At 70.8% G+C, this 17,372-nt stretch carries 15 protein-coding genes and 1 riboswitch; of the genes, 10 read left to right on the plus strand and 5 right to left on the minus strand.

Features of this window, described 5'->3' with window-relative positions; translation table 11 throughout:
• Positions 1-391: 391 nt before the first annotated feature.
• Positions 392-486, minus strand: a riboswitch (SAM riboswitch).
• A 301-nt stretch (positions 487-787) separates the two neighbouring features.
• Entirely contained in the window at positions 788-1,519 is a 732-nt protein-coding gene (locus tag FB390_RS30195) for a hypothetical protein (protein ID WP_141812598.1), read from the plus strand.
• A 70-nt stretch (positions 1,520-1,589) separates the two neighbouring features.
• On the opposite strand, the gene FB390_RS30200 is transcribed toward FB390_RS30195, so the two are convergent.
• The 5 genes from FB390_RS30200 to FB390_RS30220 all read right to left on the minus strand — a co-directional run bounded on the left by FB390_RS30200 (position 1,590) and on the right by FB390_RS30220 (position 6,728).
• A complete protein-coding gene (locus FB390_RS30200; protein ID WP_425465929.1) occupies positions 1,590-2,756 on the minus strand; it encodes a glycosyltransferase family 2 protein in 1,167 nt (388 codons plus the stop codon).
• Between the two features lie 35 nt (positions 2,757-2,791).
• Positions 2,792-3,541, minus strand: a complete 750-nt coding sequence (locus FB390_RS30205; protein ID WP_141813186.1) for an LppM family (lipo)protein — start codon at positions 3,539-3,541, stop codon at positions 2,792-2,794.
• A gap of 147 nt (positions 3,542-3,688) precedes the next feature.
• Entirely contained in the window at positions 3,689-4,513 is an 825-nt protein-coding gene (locus tag FB390_RS30210) for a carotenoid biosynthesis protein (RefSeq protein ID WP_221639463.1), read from the minus strand.
• A gap of 32 nt (positions 4,514-4,545) precedes the next feature.
• The gene (locus FB390_RS30215) at positions 4,546-6,114 is read right to left on the minus strand and encodes a phytoene desaturase family protein (protein ID WP_141812599.1); all 1,569 of its coding nucleotides are present in this window, start codon (positions 6,112-6,114) and stop codon (positions 4,546-4,548) included.
• A complete protein-coding gene (locus tag FB390_RS30220; protein WP_141812600.1) occupies positions 6,111-6,728 on the minus strand; it encodes a GNAT family N-acetyltransferase in 618 nt (205 codons plus the stop codon). Before FB390_RS30220 ends, FB390_RS30215 begins: the two co-directional genes overlap by 4 nt.
• A 139-nt stretch (positions 6,729-6,867) precedes the next feature.
• Here FB390_RS30220 and FB390_RS30225 point away from each other — a divergent pair, with 139 nt between their 5' ends.
• The 9 genes from FB390_RS30225 (at position 6,868) to mraY (ending at position 17,361) form a co-directional block, all read left to right on the plus strand.
• The gene (locus FB390_RS30225; RefSeq protein WP_067785773.1) at positions 6,868-7,305 is read left to right on the plus strand and encodes an SAV_6107 family HEPN domain-containing protein; all 438 of its coding nucleotides are present in this window, start codon (positions 6,868-6,870) and stop codon (positions 7,303-7,305) included.
• A gap of 126 nt (positions 7,306-7,431) precedes the next feature.
• Positions 7,432-7,857, plus strand: coding sequence for a DUF3040 domain-containing protein (locus FB390_RS30230; RefSeq protein ID WP_067785770.1), 426 nt, complete (start codon positions 7,432-7,434; stop codon positions 7,855-7,857).
• Positions 7,858-8,295: 438 nt separating this feature from the next.
• Positions 8,296-8,727 carry a division/cell wall cluster transcriptional repressor MraZ gene (gene mraZ / locus FB390_RS30235; RefSeq protein WP_067785767.1) on the plus strand — a complete coding sequence of 144 codons (432 nt, stop codon included), beginning with the start codon at positions 8,296-8,298 and terminating at the stop codon, positions 8,725-8,727.
• Positions 8,728-8,961: 234 nt separating this feature from the next.
• A complete protein-coding gene (gene rsmH, locus FB390_RS30240) occupies positions 8,962-9,936 on the plus strand; it encodes a 16S rRNA (cytosine(1402)-N(4))-methyltransferase RsmH (RefSeq protein WP_141812601.1) in 975 nt (324 codons plus the stop codon).
• 151 nt (positions 9,937-10,087) lie between these two features.
• Positions 10,088-10,978 carry a cell division protein FtsL gene (gene ftsL / locus FB390_RS34515; RefSeq protein WP_246124476.1) on the plus strand — a complete coding sequence of 297 codons (891 nt, stop codon included), beginning with the start codon at positions 10,088-10,090 and terminating at the stop codon, positions 10,976-10,978.
• Complete coding sequence (locus FB390_RS30250; RefSeq protein ID WP_141812602.1) at positions 10,975-12,861, plus strand: peptidoglycan D,D-transpeptidase FtsI family protein; 1,887 nt, start codon at positions 10,975-10,977, stop codon at positions 12,859-12,861. Before ftsL ends, FB390_RS30250 begins: the two co-directional genes overlap by 4 nt.
• Positions 12,862-13,015: 154 nt before the next feature.
• The gene (locus FB390_RS30255) at positions 13,016-14,590 is read left to right on the plus strand and encodes a UDP-N-acetylmuramoyl-L-alanyl-D-glutamate--2,6-diaminopimelate ligase (RefSeq protein ID WP_141812603.1); all 1,575 of its coding nucleotides are present in this window, start codon (positions 13,016-13,018) and stop codon (positions 14,588-14,590) included.
• Between the two features lie 76 nt (positions 14,591-14,666).
• On the plus strand, positions 14,667-16,184 hold the full coding sequence (locus tag FB390_RS30260; protein WP_141812604.1) for a UDP-N-acetylmuramoyl-tripeptide--D-alanyl-D-alanine ligase: 1,518 nt from the start codon (positions 14,667-14,669) through the stop codon (positions 16,182-16,184).
• A 100-nt stretch (positions 16,185-16,284) separates the two neighbouring features.
• The gene (gene mraY / locus FB390_RS30265) at positions 16,285-17,361 is read left to right on the plus strand and encodes a phospho-N-acetylmuramoyl-pentapeptide-transferase (protein ID WP_141812605.1); all 1,077 of its coding nucleotides are present in this window, start codon (positions 16,285-16,287) and stop codon (positions 17,359-17,361) included.
• Positions 17,362-17,372: the final 11 nt, after the last annotated feature.

The following is a 17,372-nucleotide window of genomic DNA, read 5'->3' on the forward strand; positions in this document are numbered from 1 at the left end:
TGTTCGCGGCTCCGTTCGGTTGAAGTGCCGCCGACTGAAGTTGGTCGGCGGCTGTGCCGGGTTCGTCTGCGTCCGCGGCGGATCGGCGTGCGGCAGAGCCGGGTTGGTCGGCAATCGCGCCGGGTCGGTGTGCGGCTGCGACGGGGCTGTCGGCTGTGCCGGGCGGATCGGCGTCATCCGCGGCCGCCGCATCGGATGCGAGGGACGCACTCATTTCGGGCCCTTCGGGAGAATCGAACGCGACCGCGCGACGCGCTGGTCACCGCACCCGGCCAGCGACGGGTGCACGGTCTGGCGCTGGATCAGCGCGGACAGCTGGCTGGGGTTGGGCGGCAGGTCTCGGCGTGGCGTCGGGTCCGGCGGGCGCCGCGGTGTGGGCAGATCATTCGGTCCTCCATCGTTCCTGGCGGAAGCACCCGCACCCGGTCGTCCGGGGGGTTGCTGCGACGTCGGCGAGCCAGGTCTCTCGGTCGCTCTGGATGGTGTTGCGGACCCCGGTCCGCTCCGGGCGCAGCAGGGTCGAGCCGAATCATCATGCGGAGCAGGGCATGTGCCGGACAAGGTTAGGAATCAGGGTGAGCGCAGCCCTGGCGTCGGTCGGTGCGACGGATGATCATTGCGCGGGTCGGCCGGTCGGTTCCCGCGCCGAGCGGCCGCCCGCCGCGGGGTGCTCACTCGTGTCGTCGCTCTGAAATGCGGGTGCAAGCCGACGCGCCGAAAACTTGCCGATTGCCGAAATGGCTGCTGAGCGGGTTTGCCGGAGTACCGTGTCCTCACCGTGCCGACGATGAGGAGCACCGCTGTGACCCTGTTGCGCCGCTTCACCACTCTCACCGCCGCCGCGACCGGTTCGGTCGCACTGGCTTTCGGCGTCTGCGCCCCCGCCGTGGCGGCGCCCGCCCCCGCCGCACCCCCGGCCGCCACCGAACTGGCGGGCAAACAGCAGGCCGCCGCGCCGGGCGACCTGCTCGGCGCCTACCAGTCCACCGTGGAGGCGCTGCGCGGATTCGGGATGGACCCGTTCCTGTACCCGACCGCCGCGGCGTTCTGCGGCAACGGCAGCACCTTCGGTCTCGTGCCCGCCGTCGCGGGCGCGATGCCGGGACCGTGGCCCAAGACCACGGTGTCCATTCCCGGTCTGGATCTGACGGCCGTGAAGTCCGGCCAGACCATGTTCACCTTCGTGCCCTACGGCCTCGACGCGGACAGCCGCACTACCGCGGGTATGCAAGTGGCCTGGCTGAATGTCAGCAACGGCCGCAGCGGCCTCACCAAAATGGGCCCGCTCGCCGACATCTTCCGCGCCATGATCCCCGCCGAGGTCCCCGCCGACCTGCGCCCGCACGCCGAACGCGCCGTCCAGGACTTCTTCTTCGCCGCGCTCCCTGTCGGCGGCATCCGCGCGGTCCCCGTCGACACCGGCAAGGGCACCGTCCTCGCCGCGGTCTTCGGCACCGTCGACAACGGCAAACAGTCCTGCTTCTTCCTGCCGACGGTCGGTATCACCTCGGTCCCGTAAGACCCAGGCCATCGACGACACCGGCTCGGTCCACCGACCGAGCCGGTGTCGTTTCGCTGCGTGCCCCTGCTCAGCGGACCTCGGGCAGCGCGCGGCCCTTCCAGCGAAGTGCCCCACGGCTTTTCGCGCGGTGTGAGCGGAGGACCAGGCGTTGATAGGCGGCGATCGATAGGGGATGGGCCAGTGCCGCGAGCGCGTCGGCGCGGTGGAGGGGGCCGCCGGATTCGAGGGAGCGGGCCAGCAGGCGGCCGGTGACGGCGGCGGCGTAGCCGAGCGCGCCGGTGCGGCGGGTCGGCCCGCTGCCGAACAGCGCGGCCAGCGGAGGGAGCCAATAACCGAGTGCCAGGGCGGTTCCCACGGCGGCGGCCGCCGTGCGTGAGCCGCCGTAGGCGGACCAGAGCCAGCGCGTGTACCCGGCGTCGATCTCCGCCGCGCCGCGGTACATGCGGGTGCGAGCGAGTCGTCCGGCGGCGACGAGGTGGGTGGTGTGGCCGGCGCGGCGCAGGGCACGGGCGATGTCGAGGTCCTCGGTCGGACTGTGTGCCACCGCGGCGTGCCCGCCGACGGCGCGGTAGGCGGCGTTGTCGAAGGCGAGGAACTGGCCGCAGGCGACCGCCGTCGAGGGACGATGGCCGCGGTTGCCCAGCACGATGGGCAACGTCGACGCCCAAGACCAACAGAGCAGCGGCTGCACCAGCGCCTCGGCGATGGTCTCGGCTCGCTGCGCCGGCCACGGCGAGACCAAGGCCGCGCCCCGATCGCGAACCGCGCCTGCCGCCGCGGCGATGGCCCGCGGGGCCAGTCGCACGTCGGCGTCCAGGAAGACGATGATCGGCGTGTCGACGTTTTCGGAAAGGCGGGCGCAGGCAGCGGCTTTGCCGGTCCAGCCCGCGGGCGGCTCGGCCTCCGAGCGAACGACCTCGAAGCGGGGGTCACCCGCGATCGCCTCCCGCGCGGCCGCCGCGGTGCCGTCGGTCGAACCGTCGTCGAGGATCAGCACTCGCATGGCGGGCACGCCGGTCTGCGCGCGCAGGTCGGCGATCAACGCGGGCAGCCGCTCCGCTTCGTCGCGGGCCGGTACGCACACGGTAACCGGCTCGGCCACTTCGGCATTCGCGTCCGCACGCGGCATCGAGAGCCGATTGATCAGCGCGATACCGCAACTCGCCAGCGCGACGGCCGTGCCGATGCCGACCAGCGCGGGGGAACCGGCCCGGCTCGCCTTGTCACGGGTCACGAATCCACCCGACCCGCCCGCGGCCGGGCGCCCGATCAGCGGAACTGCTTGACCGTCCGCCACCAACGCCGCCAGGAGAACTGGTGCTCGGGAACTTCCGGTGCGGCGGGGTTGCGATCCATGTACGCCATGGCCGCGACGATGGCGGCGACCGCGAGGGTGATGCCGCCGACGATGCCCGCCCAACCCGCGAACGAGCGGGTGTTCGGGTCGGCGTAGTGGACCTCGGCGAGCACCCTGGACACCTCGCCGGGCGGCAGCTTCCAGGAGACGGTGGAATCGCCCTCGCGGTTGCCGTTGGTCTTGGCTACCCGGGCCGGGAACGCGATGGTGAACTGCACGTCGGAGCCGTGCGGCGGCACCGACTTCAGGTCGACCCGCCCCTCCAGGCTGACCAGATCGCCGGTGCGCTGGAAGTTCAGCTGGAACATGCCCTGCGTCTGATCGGACAACATGCCGAGCTGCTGCACCTCACCGAAGGACAGGTCCTCGAAGAACACCTTGCTGCCCAGGTAACCGTCCTGGTTGTAGGGCTCGACCCGCACCTTCGCCGCCAGCGACTCGGGCGCTTTCAGCTGCGGACCCTTGTCCTCAGGGCTCGCGGGCACGACCGCAGCCACGATCCGCCCGGACACCCGGTCGTTGGACGACACACCCATCGACACCTGCACCCGCAGGCACCCGGCCAGCGCCGGCGCCAACAGCACGGCGAGCAGCACGCCCGCGGCTACCCGCAGCCTGGAACGGGGTGCGCGCGGCGACGGTCGGACCGGGACATCGGGCATCGTGGTGGCGGGACTCGGTTGCACGGCTCACATCGTGCCAGGCCGAACGTCCGAATCGCCACGCGGCGGGCGCGACACGACGAGACACCCCACCTCGCCTGCCTTATATATCGAGGTCCGCCCCGCTCCATGGCGAGCGCAGCGGCGTCAACCGGCGCGGCGCGCCTCGACGGAGCGGTGGCGAGCCAAGTGGATCAGGAGAGGCACGCCGAGGGGCGCCATGCCGAGGGCGCCGTACCAGGCCGAGTAGGGAAGATCGAGGAAGACGGCGTGGGCGAGGGCGGAGCCGAGCCAAGTCCAGAGGAAGACCGCGACGGGCACGGCGAGCGAGGCGCCGGAGCGAGGTTGGGCAGGGCCGGGCGCGGCGCGATCCCAGACCGCGAGCAGGAGCGCCATCAGCAGGCCGACGCAGAACCAGCCGAGGTAGTTGGTGAGCGGGATGTGGGCCAGGCCCGGCAGCCCGGAATCGGCGTCGCACCAGGTCCATTGCCCGTCGGCGACCATCTGCGGATCGAGGAACAGGTCCCATCCCACCGCCCCGACCGTCGTGAGGACGACCCGCCCCGCGGTCCCGCGGGTGACGATCCCTGCCACGATCCACACCGGATACATCCCGCCGGTCCAGGCCAGCGGCACCAGCAGCGGCACGCCCGCGAGCGACGGCCCGATCCGATCCTGCGCGTACTCGTAGCAGCCGAACGGGATTCCGGTCGCCACGCCGAGCATCTCGGCGAGCAGGCCGAGCCCCGAGACGATCACCAGAAACCCCAGCGCGTACCGCGTTCCGCGGGTGGCGGCGGCGTGCGTGAGGGCCGTGCCCGCGGAGAGCAGCACGATCACCACGGTGATCCGGTCCCGTGCCGCGCCCTCGGAGAGCGGATAGCCGATCTGGGCGAGCACGAGCAAGACCGCGAGCAGCACCGGCACCGGGTGCCGCACCGACCGCACCATCGACCGCGCCCGTCGCACCATGTCGTGGTCCGGTGTCCGCATCACCGGGTCCGTCATCGCTTGCGCGCGAAGGGAAATCGCCTGCGCCGAGCATCGCGCATGGCGAGCCGCGCCGCCGTCCGGCCACTGGCGCCGGAGACGCCGCCGCCGGGATGGGTGGACGCCCCCGTCAGATAGAGGCCGGGCGCACCGGGCACCCGCTGACCCGACAGCTCCGGCAGCGGCCGCCACAGCATCATCTGGTCCAGCGACATCTCCACGTGCATCACATTGCCGCCGCGCAGCCCCATCTCCCGTTCCAGGTCGACCGGCGTCTGCACGAACCGCTCGCGCACACTCGAGGCGAACCCCGGTGCGTAGGAGTCGACCTCGGCGACGATCCGATCGCCCTCGCGATCGGCGTGCGCGGCCCAGTCGCTGCCGTCGGCCAGCCGATAGGGATGCCACTGCGCCCACAGCGAGAGCTGGTGCTCGCCCGGTGGGGCGATGCTCGGATCGAGCGCGCTGAAACTCATCGCGAGCACCACCGGCCGCGGCGGCAGGTCGCCCGCCAGCGCCGCGCCGTGCGCGCGCCGCAGCTGCGCGCGGTCGGAGACGAGAAATTGCAGGCCGTGCGCGGACTCCGTGGTGGCGGCTCCGGGATAGCCGGGCAGCGCGTTCGTCGCGACGCGCACCACCATGCCGATGCCGGGCCCGACCCGGATGCGGCGCTGCCAGTCGTCCAGCGTGGCCCCGTCGAACCCGCCCGCGCGCAGCAGATCCAGCGTGGTGAGAACGTGCGCGCCCGCGATCACCGCGTCGGCGCGCAGGTTCCGCCCGGACGCGGTGCGCACCGCCCAGCCCTCGCCCGCGCGCCCGATCGAGGTGACCGCGTCACCGGCTGTCACCGTCGCGCCGTCCGCGCGCAGCCGCGCGACCAGCGCCGCGCTCAACGCGCCGCTGCCGCCGACCGCCCGCCCCGGCGGCAGCGTGTGCATCAGCGCCGCGAAGCCGACCATCGGCGCCGTGCCCGGTTCCGACATCGGCGGACCGGACTGGGCGCCGAACCAGGCCAGCGACGCCTTGAGCCGTTCGTCGCGGAACAAGCTGTCCAGCAACGCGTCACCGGACTGCAGGAACTCCCTGGACAGCGCGCTGCCCCCGGCCTTCGCGTCCAGCCCCCAGAACGACCGAAGCAGATGACCAGGCCCCGGCGCGCCGCGAAACGCACGCATCACCCGCGCGCTGCGCGGACCCCACACCGCGACGAACCGCCGATACGCCTCGGCGTCGGTCGCCCCGCACGCCGCCGCGATGGACGCGCACGTCGCGTCGACGTCGCGGTGGAAGACGAGCGGCGGCCGGCCCTCGGCATCGGCCGGGGTGAAACCCCAAGGATCGCAATCGATGTAACGCAGCCCGAAGCGCTCCAGCTCGAGCTCCTCGACGATCCCGGTGTGCCGGATCATGATGTGCGCCGACGAGCCGCGGTCGACCAGGTGCCCGGGGAAACGCTCGACCGTCGACACCGCCCCGCCGAGCACCTCGTCGCGCTCCAGCACCTCGACCCGATGACCCTCGCGCGCCAGATAGCAGGCCGCCACCAGGGCGTTGTGGCCGGAACCGACCACCACCACGTTCACAGCGGCAGCCGCCTGCCGAGTATCGCGAAGGGCCGGTTGTCGCCCGCGAACACGAAATGCCGGATGACGTCGGCGAATCCCTCCCTGCGGTAGAGCCGCCACGCGCGGTTCTCCTCGCCCGCCACCTCCGGCGTGGACAGCAACACCGCGCTCTCCGTCCGGTCCTCGAGCAGCCTGCGCAGCAGCGTGCCGCCGATGCCGCGGCCCTGCGCGCTCGGGTGCACGTGCAACTCGGTCAGCTCGAAATAGTCCGAAAGCAGTTCGCGCGCGGAGTGTTCCGGCCAGCCGGAGCGGCGCATCCCGCTGTGCACCTGCTGGTGCCACCACTGGTGCGGCGCGCCGCGGTAGCCGTAGGCGATGGCGACGATGGGCGAAGTGCGCAGATCGACGTGGCCGTTGTCATCGGGAAGCAGCGCGGCGACCGCCTGCCAGCCCGCGCGGGTGGTGTGCTCGGTCCACATCGGCGCGCGATGGTTCTCGGTGCCGCGCGGATAGTCCATCGCGGCGACATAGACCGCTAGCGCGTCGTGCAGCCGGTAGCGCAGGTCCGCGACCGAGAGGTCGACGACGACGGGTGCGGGTGCGGGTGAGTGATGTGGCTTGACGGCTGTCATGGCTCTCGTCGGACCGCGCGGACGCGGAAAGTTGTCGGTGGGCGTCTCTATATTCAAGCTCAATTCAAACGTTCGAATACCTGTTCGGTCCGCGCGGTGCACGGGGACCGGAGGTGTGCGAGTGCGGAGGGACGAGCCGATGAGTCGGATCGAGCAGCCGGGCCAGCCCGGCAAGGCGGGGAAACTGCTGAAGAAGGCCGACGGACTGCTGATGCAGGCGGCGGGGGAGACCGATCCGCGGGAGCGGTTCCGCACCGCGTATCTCGCCGCGCTGCGTGGTGCGGGCGCGGTGCTCGCCTTCACCGGCGCCGACGCCGCGCCGCGGGCCCGCTCGCGCAACGCCTGGGTGCTGTTGCAGCGCGCCGCGCCCGAGTTCGTCATGTGGGCCGACTACTTCAGCGCGCGCTCGGAGCTGCGCGCCGCGCTGGAGGCCGGATTGGACCGCGAGGTGGACGAGCGGCAGGCCGACGAGTTCTCTTCGCGGGTGGGGGCATTCCTGCACGACGTGGAGGATCTGCTGAAGTCGGCCGCGCGGTTGCGGCCCGCGCCGGGATGGAGCGGAGGCATGACCGCTTAGTTATCACCGAGAAGGTGGTACGGCCCTGATCGAACTCGTATCATTGGTGACAGATAGCCGCCAAGGTCGGCTATCTGTCGCCTACCCGGAGGCGACAAGCCACGTCCTAGTGCCGGGGGAGGTACCGTGCCACTCTCCGAGCACGAGCAGCGCATGCTCGAACAGATCGAGAGCGCGCTCTATGCTGAGGATCCGAAGTTCGCCTCGTCCGTCCGCGGCGGACGCCTTCGCTCGACCTCGAGTCGTCGCAGACTCCAGGCCGCGGCCTTGTTCGTCCTCGGTCTGTTTCTACTGGTCGCCGGTATCGCCGCTCCGGTGAAGCCCGGTGGCTTTCCGATCATCAGCCTGATCGGATTCATCGTCATGTTCGGCGCCGGCGTGCTGCTGCTGCTCGGCAACTCCAAGGGCGCCGCCCGTGGCGCGCGTTCCGGCGAGGCACCCTCCAGCGGGCCGGGCGGTGGCGGATCGAGCGGACCTGGGCGTCAGCGCAAGTCCGGTGGTTTCTCCGAACGCATGGAGGATCGCTTCCGGAGACGGTTCGAGCAGGAGTAGCTCGGCTGTAACCCGACATCTTCATCACGACAGGCGACGCCGCACCGGCCGATGGTGCGGCGTCGCCTGCTCGCGTTCGGGCCCGTGTCGCGCGAACCGCTCCCGTGCGGTAGGGGACGCGCCTCGGTAAGTGGTTCCCACTTCTCCCCACGACGTTCCCCACCTTCCCCCAGTGCCGCCCCCGACGGGCTCGAGGACCTTGGCTACCAGGGCAGTTTGCTGGATGTTTCCGGGCTGTCGCGCGGCGACGCCCGCGTGTCGGCACAACATGCAAAAAGTTCCCCACCCCGGTGATAGCTGGGATGACCTGCGAAATCGCATCGGCGGGGAGCCAGATCACCTCCACTTTCGATTGAAAGTGGGGGAAAGTGGGGTAATGTGGAGCGCGCACTACAGGAGAGGCCATCCAGAGAGGTGATCCAGTAGGGAGGTATCGAGATGTTTCTCGGTACCTACACACCTCGGCTGGATGACAAAGGGCGACTCACGTTGCCTGCGAAGTTTCGAGACGATCTGGCGGGAGGGTTGATGGTCACGAAGGGTCAGGACCACAGCCTTGCCGTGTACCCCAAGGAAGAGTTCACCGCGCTCGCTCGGCGAGCCGCGGCCGCGTCTCGCAGCAACCCGCAGGCCCGCGCGTTCGTCAGGGCACTCGCGGCCGGAACCGATGAACAGCGTCCGGACGCACAGGGCCGCATCACGTTGTCGGCGGATCATCGGCGCTACGCGAACCTGGACCGGGATTGCGTGGTGATCGGCTCGGTCGACTTCCTCGAGATTTGGGACAAGCAGGCGTGGGAGTCCTACCTCGCCGAGCACGAGGAGGATTACGCGCAAGCGAGAGACGAGTCGCTGGGCGGAATCTTCTAGCCCGAGCGGACGAGTGCCACGCGGCCTCTGCCCGGACGCGGACCCTGGCGTACTTCCCCGACGCCAGGTGCCGTTGTTCGGTCAGAGACCACGGGGCATTCGTTCTCGACAGCAGCTTCTTTATCAAAAGCACTGTGGAACAAGGCGACCCGTGTGCGATGGTCGAACGTTCGGCCACCGGCGCTCGCCATCCGGTGCAAAGCGACGACGCGAGGCAGGATCCGGGAGGTCGAGGTGAACCGTGAACAGGACGGCCCCCGGCATGTCCCGGTTCTCCTGGGCCGAGCCGACGAACTGCTCGGTCCGGCGCTCACCGAGCCCGGCGCCGTCTACGTCGACGCCACCCTGGGTCTCGGCGGGCACGCCGAACATTTCCTGCGCACCTATCCCGGACTGCGACTGGTCGGGCTGGACAGGGACACGAACGCCCTACGCCTGGCCGAGGAGCGGCTGCGCCCGTTCGCGGACCGAATCACTTTGGTGCACACCACCTATGACGGGATCGCCGACGCGCTGACCCAGGCCGGACTCGACCCGCTCGGTTCGGTGAGCGGCATCCTGATGGACCTCGGCGTCTCCTCGATGCAGCTGGACGAGGCCGAACGCGGCTTCGCCTACTCCGTCGACGCCCCGCTGGACATGCGGATGGATCCGACGACCGGAATCACCGCCGCCGACGTGCTCAACACCTACAGCCACGGCGATCTCGCCAGGGTGCTGAAGACCTACGGCGAGGAGCGTTTCGCGGGCAAGATCGCCTCCGAGGTGGTGCGCCGCCGTCAGCAGCGGCCCTTCACCACGAGCGCCGAGCTCGTCGAACTGCTCTACGCGACCATCCCGGCCGCGACCAGGCGGACCGGCGGCCATCCTGCCAAACGAACCTTCCAGGCGCTGCGGGTGGAGGTGAACCACGAGCTCGACTCGCTACGCGCCGCGCTACCGGCCGCGCTGGACGCGCTACGACTCGGCGGGCGGATCGTGATCATGTCCTACCAGTCGCTGGAGGACAAGGTCGTCAAGCAGGAGCTCGCGCCGCGGATCCACTCGCGTACGCCGGTGGACCTACCGGTCGAATTGCCGGGCATGGGACCGGAATTCCGGATGCTCACCCGCGGCGCCGAAAAGGCGACCGAGCGGGAAATAGACGAGAACCCGCGGGCCGCGCCCGTGCGCATGCGGGCGGCCGAACGGATTCAGGAAAGGGGATGAGTGTGACGACATCGAGCCAGACCTCGGCCGCCGTCGCGCTCATCGGACGTCGGTCCGCGACCGGAGGCGCACCGCGCGCGCCGATCGTCACGGGCCGCACGACGTCGACGGGGTGGGGGTGTTCTTGCGGAACAGAGGAGGCGACGACACCATGAGTATCCGGACGCGCACGGTCGAGTCGCCGGGCCGGGTCGCCCGTCGAGTGCAGGCCGCCGAGCGGGTCAAATCCGGTGCGGCGCAACGCGCTTACGCCAAGCGCAAGATGCGTGCCGAGCAGCGTGCCGACGCGGGGCCGCGGCTGCCGACCCGCAGGTCGGTGATGGCCGCGCGGATACCGTTCGTCGCGGCGATCATCGCGATGCTCGGCTGCGGCCTCGCGCTCACCCTGCTGCTCACCACCAGGGCGGCCGAGGACAGTTACCAGCTCAGCGACGCCAGGGAGCTCAACAGGAAGCTCTCCGAGGAGCGCGCGGCCCTGCAGCGCGAGGTCGAGGCCGCCGACTCGGCGCCCGAACTCGCCGCGCGCGCCCGCGAATTGGGCATGATCCCGGCGAAGGATCCGGCCCGGCTGGTGATCGGCCCGGATGGCACGGTTACGGTGATCGGCAAGGAGACCCCTGCGCAGGGCGCGCCCGCGCCGCCGTTGAACGTCACGCCGTCCGCGCGGCCGTCCGCGCAGCCCGGGCACGCACAGGCGCAGGGTGAGCGCCTGGTGCCGGTGTCGACCACGCCGGGCAGGCCGAGCGCCGAGCAGGCCAACGGCAACACGCCGAGCCCGACACCCGCCGTGCCGCCGGTTCCCGGAGCGGTCGCGGGTCAGCCGTCGCCACTACCGCCGCCGCCCGCCGAGGTACCACAGCCCGCGGCCCAGAATCCGGCGGCTGCCCCGGACCCGGCGGCGCCGCAGCCTGCGGCCCAAGACCCAGCCGCGGCGCCGGATCTCGCGGCACCGCAGCCGGTGGCGCAAGTCCCAGCCGACCAGCAACCCGCACCGCCCGGCACGCAGGCCGAGCCGCAAGAACAGCCGGGAGGCATTCGATGACCCAGACCAGGCCCGCGCCGCGCAAGCGGCGCGGGCCGGTGGCATCGGGGCCGCCGAGATCGCGCGCCGCCGCCGATCGACCCGTGCGGCTGCGCCTCGGGGTCGGCCGGATCGTCATGCTGGTCGCGCTGGCCGTCGTCGCGCTCCAATTGCTCTGGATCCAGAGCATTTCGGCCCCCGGCCTCTCGGCGCAGGCGGCCAGCCAGCGCACCGTGCGGCTGACCGACCAGGCCACCCGCGGCCCGATCACCGACCGCAACGGCAAGTCGCTGGCCTTCACCACCGCCGCGGTGGAATTGCACTTCCAACCCGTGCGGGTGCGCAAGGATCTGGAGGACGCGAAAGCCAAGAGCGACAAGGCTCCCGACCCGGACGAGCGTCTGCGAGCCATCGCCAAGACGATTCACGAGAAGCTGGGCAAGAACGCGCCGTCGGAATCGGCGTTACTCGACAAGCTGCGCAGCGACGAGACGTTCGTCTACCTGGCGCGCAATGTCGATCCGCGTGTCGCGACGGATATCACCGTTCAGTTCCCCGAGGTGGGCGCGGACTCGCAGCCGCGGCGCGAATACCCGGGCGGATCGCTGGCCGCCAACATCCTCGGCGCCACCGGCTGGGACGGGCACGGCCTGATCGGCCTGGAATCCTCGCTGGACTCGGTGCTCGCGGGCACCGACGGCTCGCACACCTACGACCGCGGTTCGGACGGCGCCGTCATTCCCGGCAGCTGGCGCGACAAGCAGCCCGCGGTGAACGGCAACGGGGTCGAGCTCACCCTCGACTCCGACCTGCAGTACTACGTGCAGCAGCAGGTGCAGCAGGCCAGGGAGATGTCCGGCGCCCAAGGCGCCTCGGCGGTGGTGCTGGACGCCAAGACCGGCCAGGTGCTCGCCATGGCCAACGACAGCACCTTCAATCCGACGCTGGGCCCGCAGAACTGGAGCTCGGCCAAGACGAGCAACCCGTCGGTGAGCGACCCGTTCGAACCCGGGTCGGTGAACAAGATCGTCACCGCCGCCGCGGCCATCGAGTACGGGCTGACCCATCCCGACGAGGTGCATCAGGTTCCCGGCTCGATCCGGATGGCGGGCGTGACCGTCGGCGACGCCTGGGGCCACGGCGTCGCGCCGTACACGACCACCGGCATCTTCGCGAAGTCGTCCAACGTCGGCACCCTGATGCTGGCCCAGCGCGTCGGCGAGGACCGCTACGCGGACATGCTGTACCGCTTCGGACTCGGCCAGCGCACCGGCGTCGGTCTCCCCGGCGAGACCGGGGGACAGGTACCGTCCCGGGATCAGTGGTCCGGCGGCACCTTCGCCAATCTGCCCATCGGACAGGGCCTTTCGATGTCCACGCTGCAGATGACGGGAATGTACCAGGCCATCGCGAACGATGGTGTGCGGGTCCCGCCGCGCATCGTGAAGGCGAAGATCGCGCCGGACGGCGCCCGCACCGAGGAGCCGCAGCCGGATGGCGTGCGGGTGGTGAGCCCGCAGACCGCGCAGACGCTGCGGCACATGTTCCAGGCCGTCGTGCAGCGAGATCCGATGAACGCCGACCAGAACGGCACCGGTTGGCCCGCCGCGATCGAGGGCTACCGGATCGCGGGGAAGACCGGCACCGCGCAGAAGATCGATCCGGGCTGCAAGTGCTACTCGTCCTCCAGCTACTGGATCACCTTCGCGGGCATGGCGCCCGCCGACAACCCGCGATACGTGATCGGCATGATGCTGGACAACCCGGTGCGCAGTTCGGACGGCAGCGGCGGCCAGTCCGCGGCGCCGCTGTTCCACAACATCGCCTCGTGGGCGCTGCAGCGCGACCGGATCCCGCCGTCGACCGCGCCCGCGGAGAAGTTCGTCCTGCAGGCCGGTGTGTGATTCCGGCTTTGTCGAACGTGATATTTCCTCGTCCCGGCGCGCGCTCGGCCCGGCAACACCGAGGCGCGTTGTTCACCGATGAGTCCGCGTCGGTAACCTGACTCGTCACCAGAGATCCGTGCTGTTTACAGAAGCCCTGTCAGAGAGGAGCGAGGTGCCCGCGCAGTCCAGCCAGCCCGTGCTGCGGCCGGTCGACCCGCCGTCGACACCGCTGACCACCGTGCTGGAGCTGACCGGCGCCCGCCCGTCGGCGACGGTCCCCGGCGATCTCGTGGTCACCGGGATCGAGCAGCGTTCGAACGCGGTGCGGCCCGGCGATCTGTTCGCCGCGCTGCCCGGCTCGCAGTCGCACGGCGCGCGCTTCGCCGCCGACGCCGTCGCGCGCGGCGCGGTGGCCGTGTTCACCGACGCCGAAGGCGCCGCGCTGGCCGGAGAACTCGGCGTTCCCGTGCTGGTGCGCGAACGGCCGCGCGAGGTGCTCGGCGAACTCTCCGCGGCCCTGTACGGCAACCCCTCCGAGCGCCTGCGCATCGTCGGCATCACCGGCACCTCCGGCAAGACCACCACCTCCTATCTGGTGGAGGCGGGCCTGGCGGCGGGTGGCCTGTCCACGGCGCTGATCGGCACCATCGAGACCAGGATCGGCGGCCGCCGGGTGCCGAGCGCGCTGACCACCCCCGAGGCGCCGCAGCTGCACGCGATGTTCGCGCTGATGGTCGAGCAGGGCGTCGACGCGGTGGTGATGGAGGTGTCCAGCCACGCGCTGGCGCTCGGCCGGGTCGACGGCGTGCGCTTCACGGTGGGCGCGTTCACCAACCTCTCCCAGGACCACCTGGACTTCCACGCCGATTTCGAGGACTACTTCGGCGCCAAGCGCAGGTTGTTCGAGCCGGGCTCGGCCGTCGCCGCGCGCACCGCGGTGATCTGCGTCGACGACGAGTGGGGCCGCAGGCTGGCCGCGAGCCTGCCCGCGCCGACCACGGTCGCGACCACCGGACCCGCGGACTGGCACGTGGCGGGCGCGGTCGCCGCGCACGGCCCCGAGCAGCGGTTCACCGCCGCCGGTCCGGACGTGAATGTTGATGTGCGCCTTCGTCTTCCCGGCCGCTACAACGTCGCCAACGCGCTGCTCGCGGTGGCCGTGTGCGCCGCCGCCGGTGTCGATCCCGCCGCCGCGGCGGCCGCGCTGGCCGGCGTCGACGTGCCGGGGCGGATGCAGCGCGTCGAGCGCGGCCAGGATTTCCTCGCCGTGGTGGACTACGCGCACAAGCCCGCGGCGCTGGAGTCGGTGATCGCCACCCTGCGCGTGCACCTGGCCGCCGACAATCCGGCCGCGCCCGGTCGCCTTGCCGTGGTGGTCGGCGCGGGCGGCGATCGGGACGCGGGCAAGCGACCGCTGATGGGCGAGGTCGCGGCCAGGGGCGCCGACCTGCTCGTCATCACCGACGACAACCCGCGCTCGGAGGATCCCGCTACGATCCGGGCCGCGATCGGCGACGGCGCGCTGGCTGTGCCGGCAGGCGAGCGCGGCGAGGTCCGCGAGATCGGTGACCGCGCGGCGGCCATCGCCGCCGCGGTGGACTGGGCCCGCCCCGGCGACGCCGTGCTGATCGCGGGCAAGGGCCACGAGACGGGTCAGGAGATTCAGGGCGTGAAACACCCTTTCGACGACCGCGATGTCGTGGCGGAGGCCTTATCGCGCAAGGTGGCCGCGGAGGCGCGGGCATGAACTTTCAGGCGGCACAGCATGTTCAGCGAGCACAGCGAAGTCCGCACTCGACGGACGCGGAGGACTTGACGGTTTCATGATCGAGATGACACTGCGGGAGATCGCGGAGGTCGTCGGCGGCACGCTGCACGACGTACCCGATCCGGAGGTGCGAGTCACCGGTTCGGTCGAATTCGATTCGCGCCGAATCGGTTCCGGTGATCTCTTCCTCGCCCTGCCCGGCGAGCGAGTCGACGGGCACCAGTACGCCGAGGCGGCGGTGGCCGCGGGAGCGGTGGCTGTGCTCGCCGCGCGCCCGGTCGGCGTGCCCGCCATCGTGGTGACCCCGAGCCCCGGCACCGTGCCCGCGACTTCCGTTGCGCTGACCCATGATTCGGACGGCTCCGGCGCAGCGGTGCTGGCCGCGCTCGCCGCGTTGGCGCGTGCCAGTGTCGAGCGGCTCACCGCCGCGGGCAGTCTCACCGTCGTCGGGGTGACCGGTTCCTCCGGCAAGACCTCCACCAAGGATCTGCTCGCCGCGGTGCTCGCGCCGCTCGGTCCGGTCGTCGCGCCGCCCGGTTCGTTCAACAACGAGCTCGGCCACCCCTGGACCGCGCTGCGCGCCGACGAGAAGACGCGATTCCTGGTGCTCGAGCTCTCCGCGCGCGGGCCGGGTCACATCGCCGCGCTCGCCAAGGTCGCGCCGCCGAGCATCGGCGTCGTGCTCAATGTCGGCACCGCGCACCTCGGCGAATTCGGCAGCCGCGAGGCCATCGCGCAGACCAAGGGCGAACTCGTCGAGGCGCTGCCCGCGACCGGTCTCGCCGTGCTCAACGCCGACGACCAGCAGGTGGCCGCGATGGCCGGTCGGACCAAGGCAGAGGTGGTGCGGGTCGGGCAGGCCGCCAACGCCGACATCAGGGCCACCGACGTGCGTCTCGATTCCGAGGCGCGCGCCGGGTTCACGCTGCACACCCCGGTGGGCAGCACGCACATCCAGTTGGCCGTGCACGGCGAGCATCAGGTCGGCAACGCACTGTCCGCCGCCGCGGTCGCGCTGGCCTGCGGCGCCGACCTGGCCGCCATCGCGCAGGCGCTCTCGGGCGCCCAGCGGGTGTCGGAGCGCCGGATGGACGTGCGCACCACCGCCGACGGCGTCACGGTCGTCAACGACTCCTACAACGCCAACCCCGACTCGGTGCGCGCCGCGCTCAAGGCGCTGGTGACGATGTCGCGCGCGGGCGACACGCCGCGGCGTAGCTGGGCCGTGCTCGGTGAGATGGCCGAACTCGGCGAGGAATCCGTGATCGAGCACGACGGCATCGGCAGGCTCGCGGTGCGCCTCGACGTGGACCGGCTCGTCGTCGTCGGCACCGGAAGGCCCTCCCGCGCGATGCACCAGGGAGCGGTGATGGAAGGCTCATGGGGCGAGGAGTCGGTCCTCGTGCCCGATATCGGCGCGGCCATCGCGCTGCTCGACGACGAGGTCGAAGCGGGTGATGTGGTGCTGGTCAAGGCGTCCAAGTCGGTCGGCCTCTGGGCGGTCGCCGAACACTTGACCGGCGCGGATCGTGCCACGGGGCGCGCGGGTAGCAGCGCGGAGGCAGGGCAGTGAGCGAGCGGAGCGAGCGAACAATGGGCACAGCGGCCGTCGGCTGTACGACGAGGCCGGAGATCGGTCGTGCGACGGAGCCGAGCACTAGCGAGGCAAGGTCGTGAGGCAGATTCTATTCGCGGCGGCGATCGCGCTGGCGGTGTCGATTCTGCTGACGCCGCTGCTGATCAAGTTCTTCGCCAAGCAGGGCTTCGGCCAGGAGATCCGGGTCGACGGTCCGGCCAGCCACCAGGCCAAGCGCGGCACGCCCACCATGGGCGGCGTCGCCATCCTGATCGGTATGTGGGCCGGTTACCTCGGCTCGCACCTGATCGGCATCGGCTACGACGCCGAGGGACCGACCGCCTCGGGCATGCTCGTCCTCGGACTGGCCACCGCGCTGGGCGCCGTCGGCTTCACCGACGACTTCATCAAGCTGCGCAAGCAGCGCAACCTCGGCCTCACCGCGGCGGGCAAGTACATCGGCCAGATCACCTCGGCGGTGATCTTCGGCATCCTCGCGCTCCAATTCCGTGGCGAGAACGGCTTGACGCCCGCGAGTCGCCATCTGTCCTACGTGCGCGACATCAACACGGTGTCGGCAGGCGTGATCATCTTCCTGGCGTTCGTGTGCTTCGTGGTGGTCGCCTGGTCCAACGTCGTGAATCTCACCGACGGCCTGGACGGGCTCGCCGCGGGTTCGATGAGCCTGGTGCTCGGCGGCTACGTGATCATCACGTTCTGGCAGTACTACCACGCGTGCGCGACCAAGCCCGAGACCGGTTGCTACAACGTGCGCGACCCGCTGGATCTGGCTCTGGTCTGCGCGGCGGGCGCCGCGGCGTGCATCGGCTTCCTGTGGTGGAACGCCGCGCCCGCCAAGATCTTCATGGGCGACACCGGGTCGCTGGCGCTCGGCGGTCTGCTGGCGGGCATCTCCATTACGACCCGGACCGAGCTGCTGATGATCGTGATGGGCGCGCTGTTCGTCGCCGAGGGCGTGTCGGTGGTGTTGCAGGTGGCGGTCTTCCGCACCACCCGCAACCGGCTGTTCAAGATGGCGCCGTTCCATCATCACTTCGAGCTCAGCAAATGGGCCGAGACGACTGTGATCATTCGGTTCTGGCTCTTGGCCGCCATGGCCTCCGCAGTCGGCCTCGGCTTGTTCTACAGCGAATACCTCTCCGCGGTCGGGTGAACTAGCGATGG

The organism is Nocardia bhagyanarayanae, assembly GCF_006716565.1.
In the GTDB taxonomy this organism is placed as follows: Bacteria; Actinomycetota; Actinomycetes; order Mycobacteriales; family Mycobacteriaceae; genus Nocardia; species Nocardia bhagyanarayanae.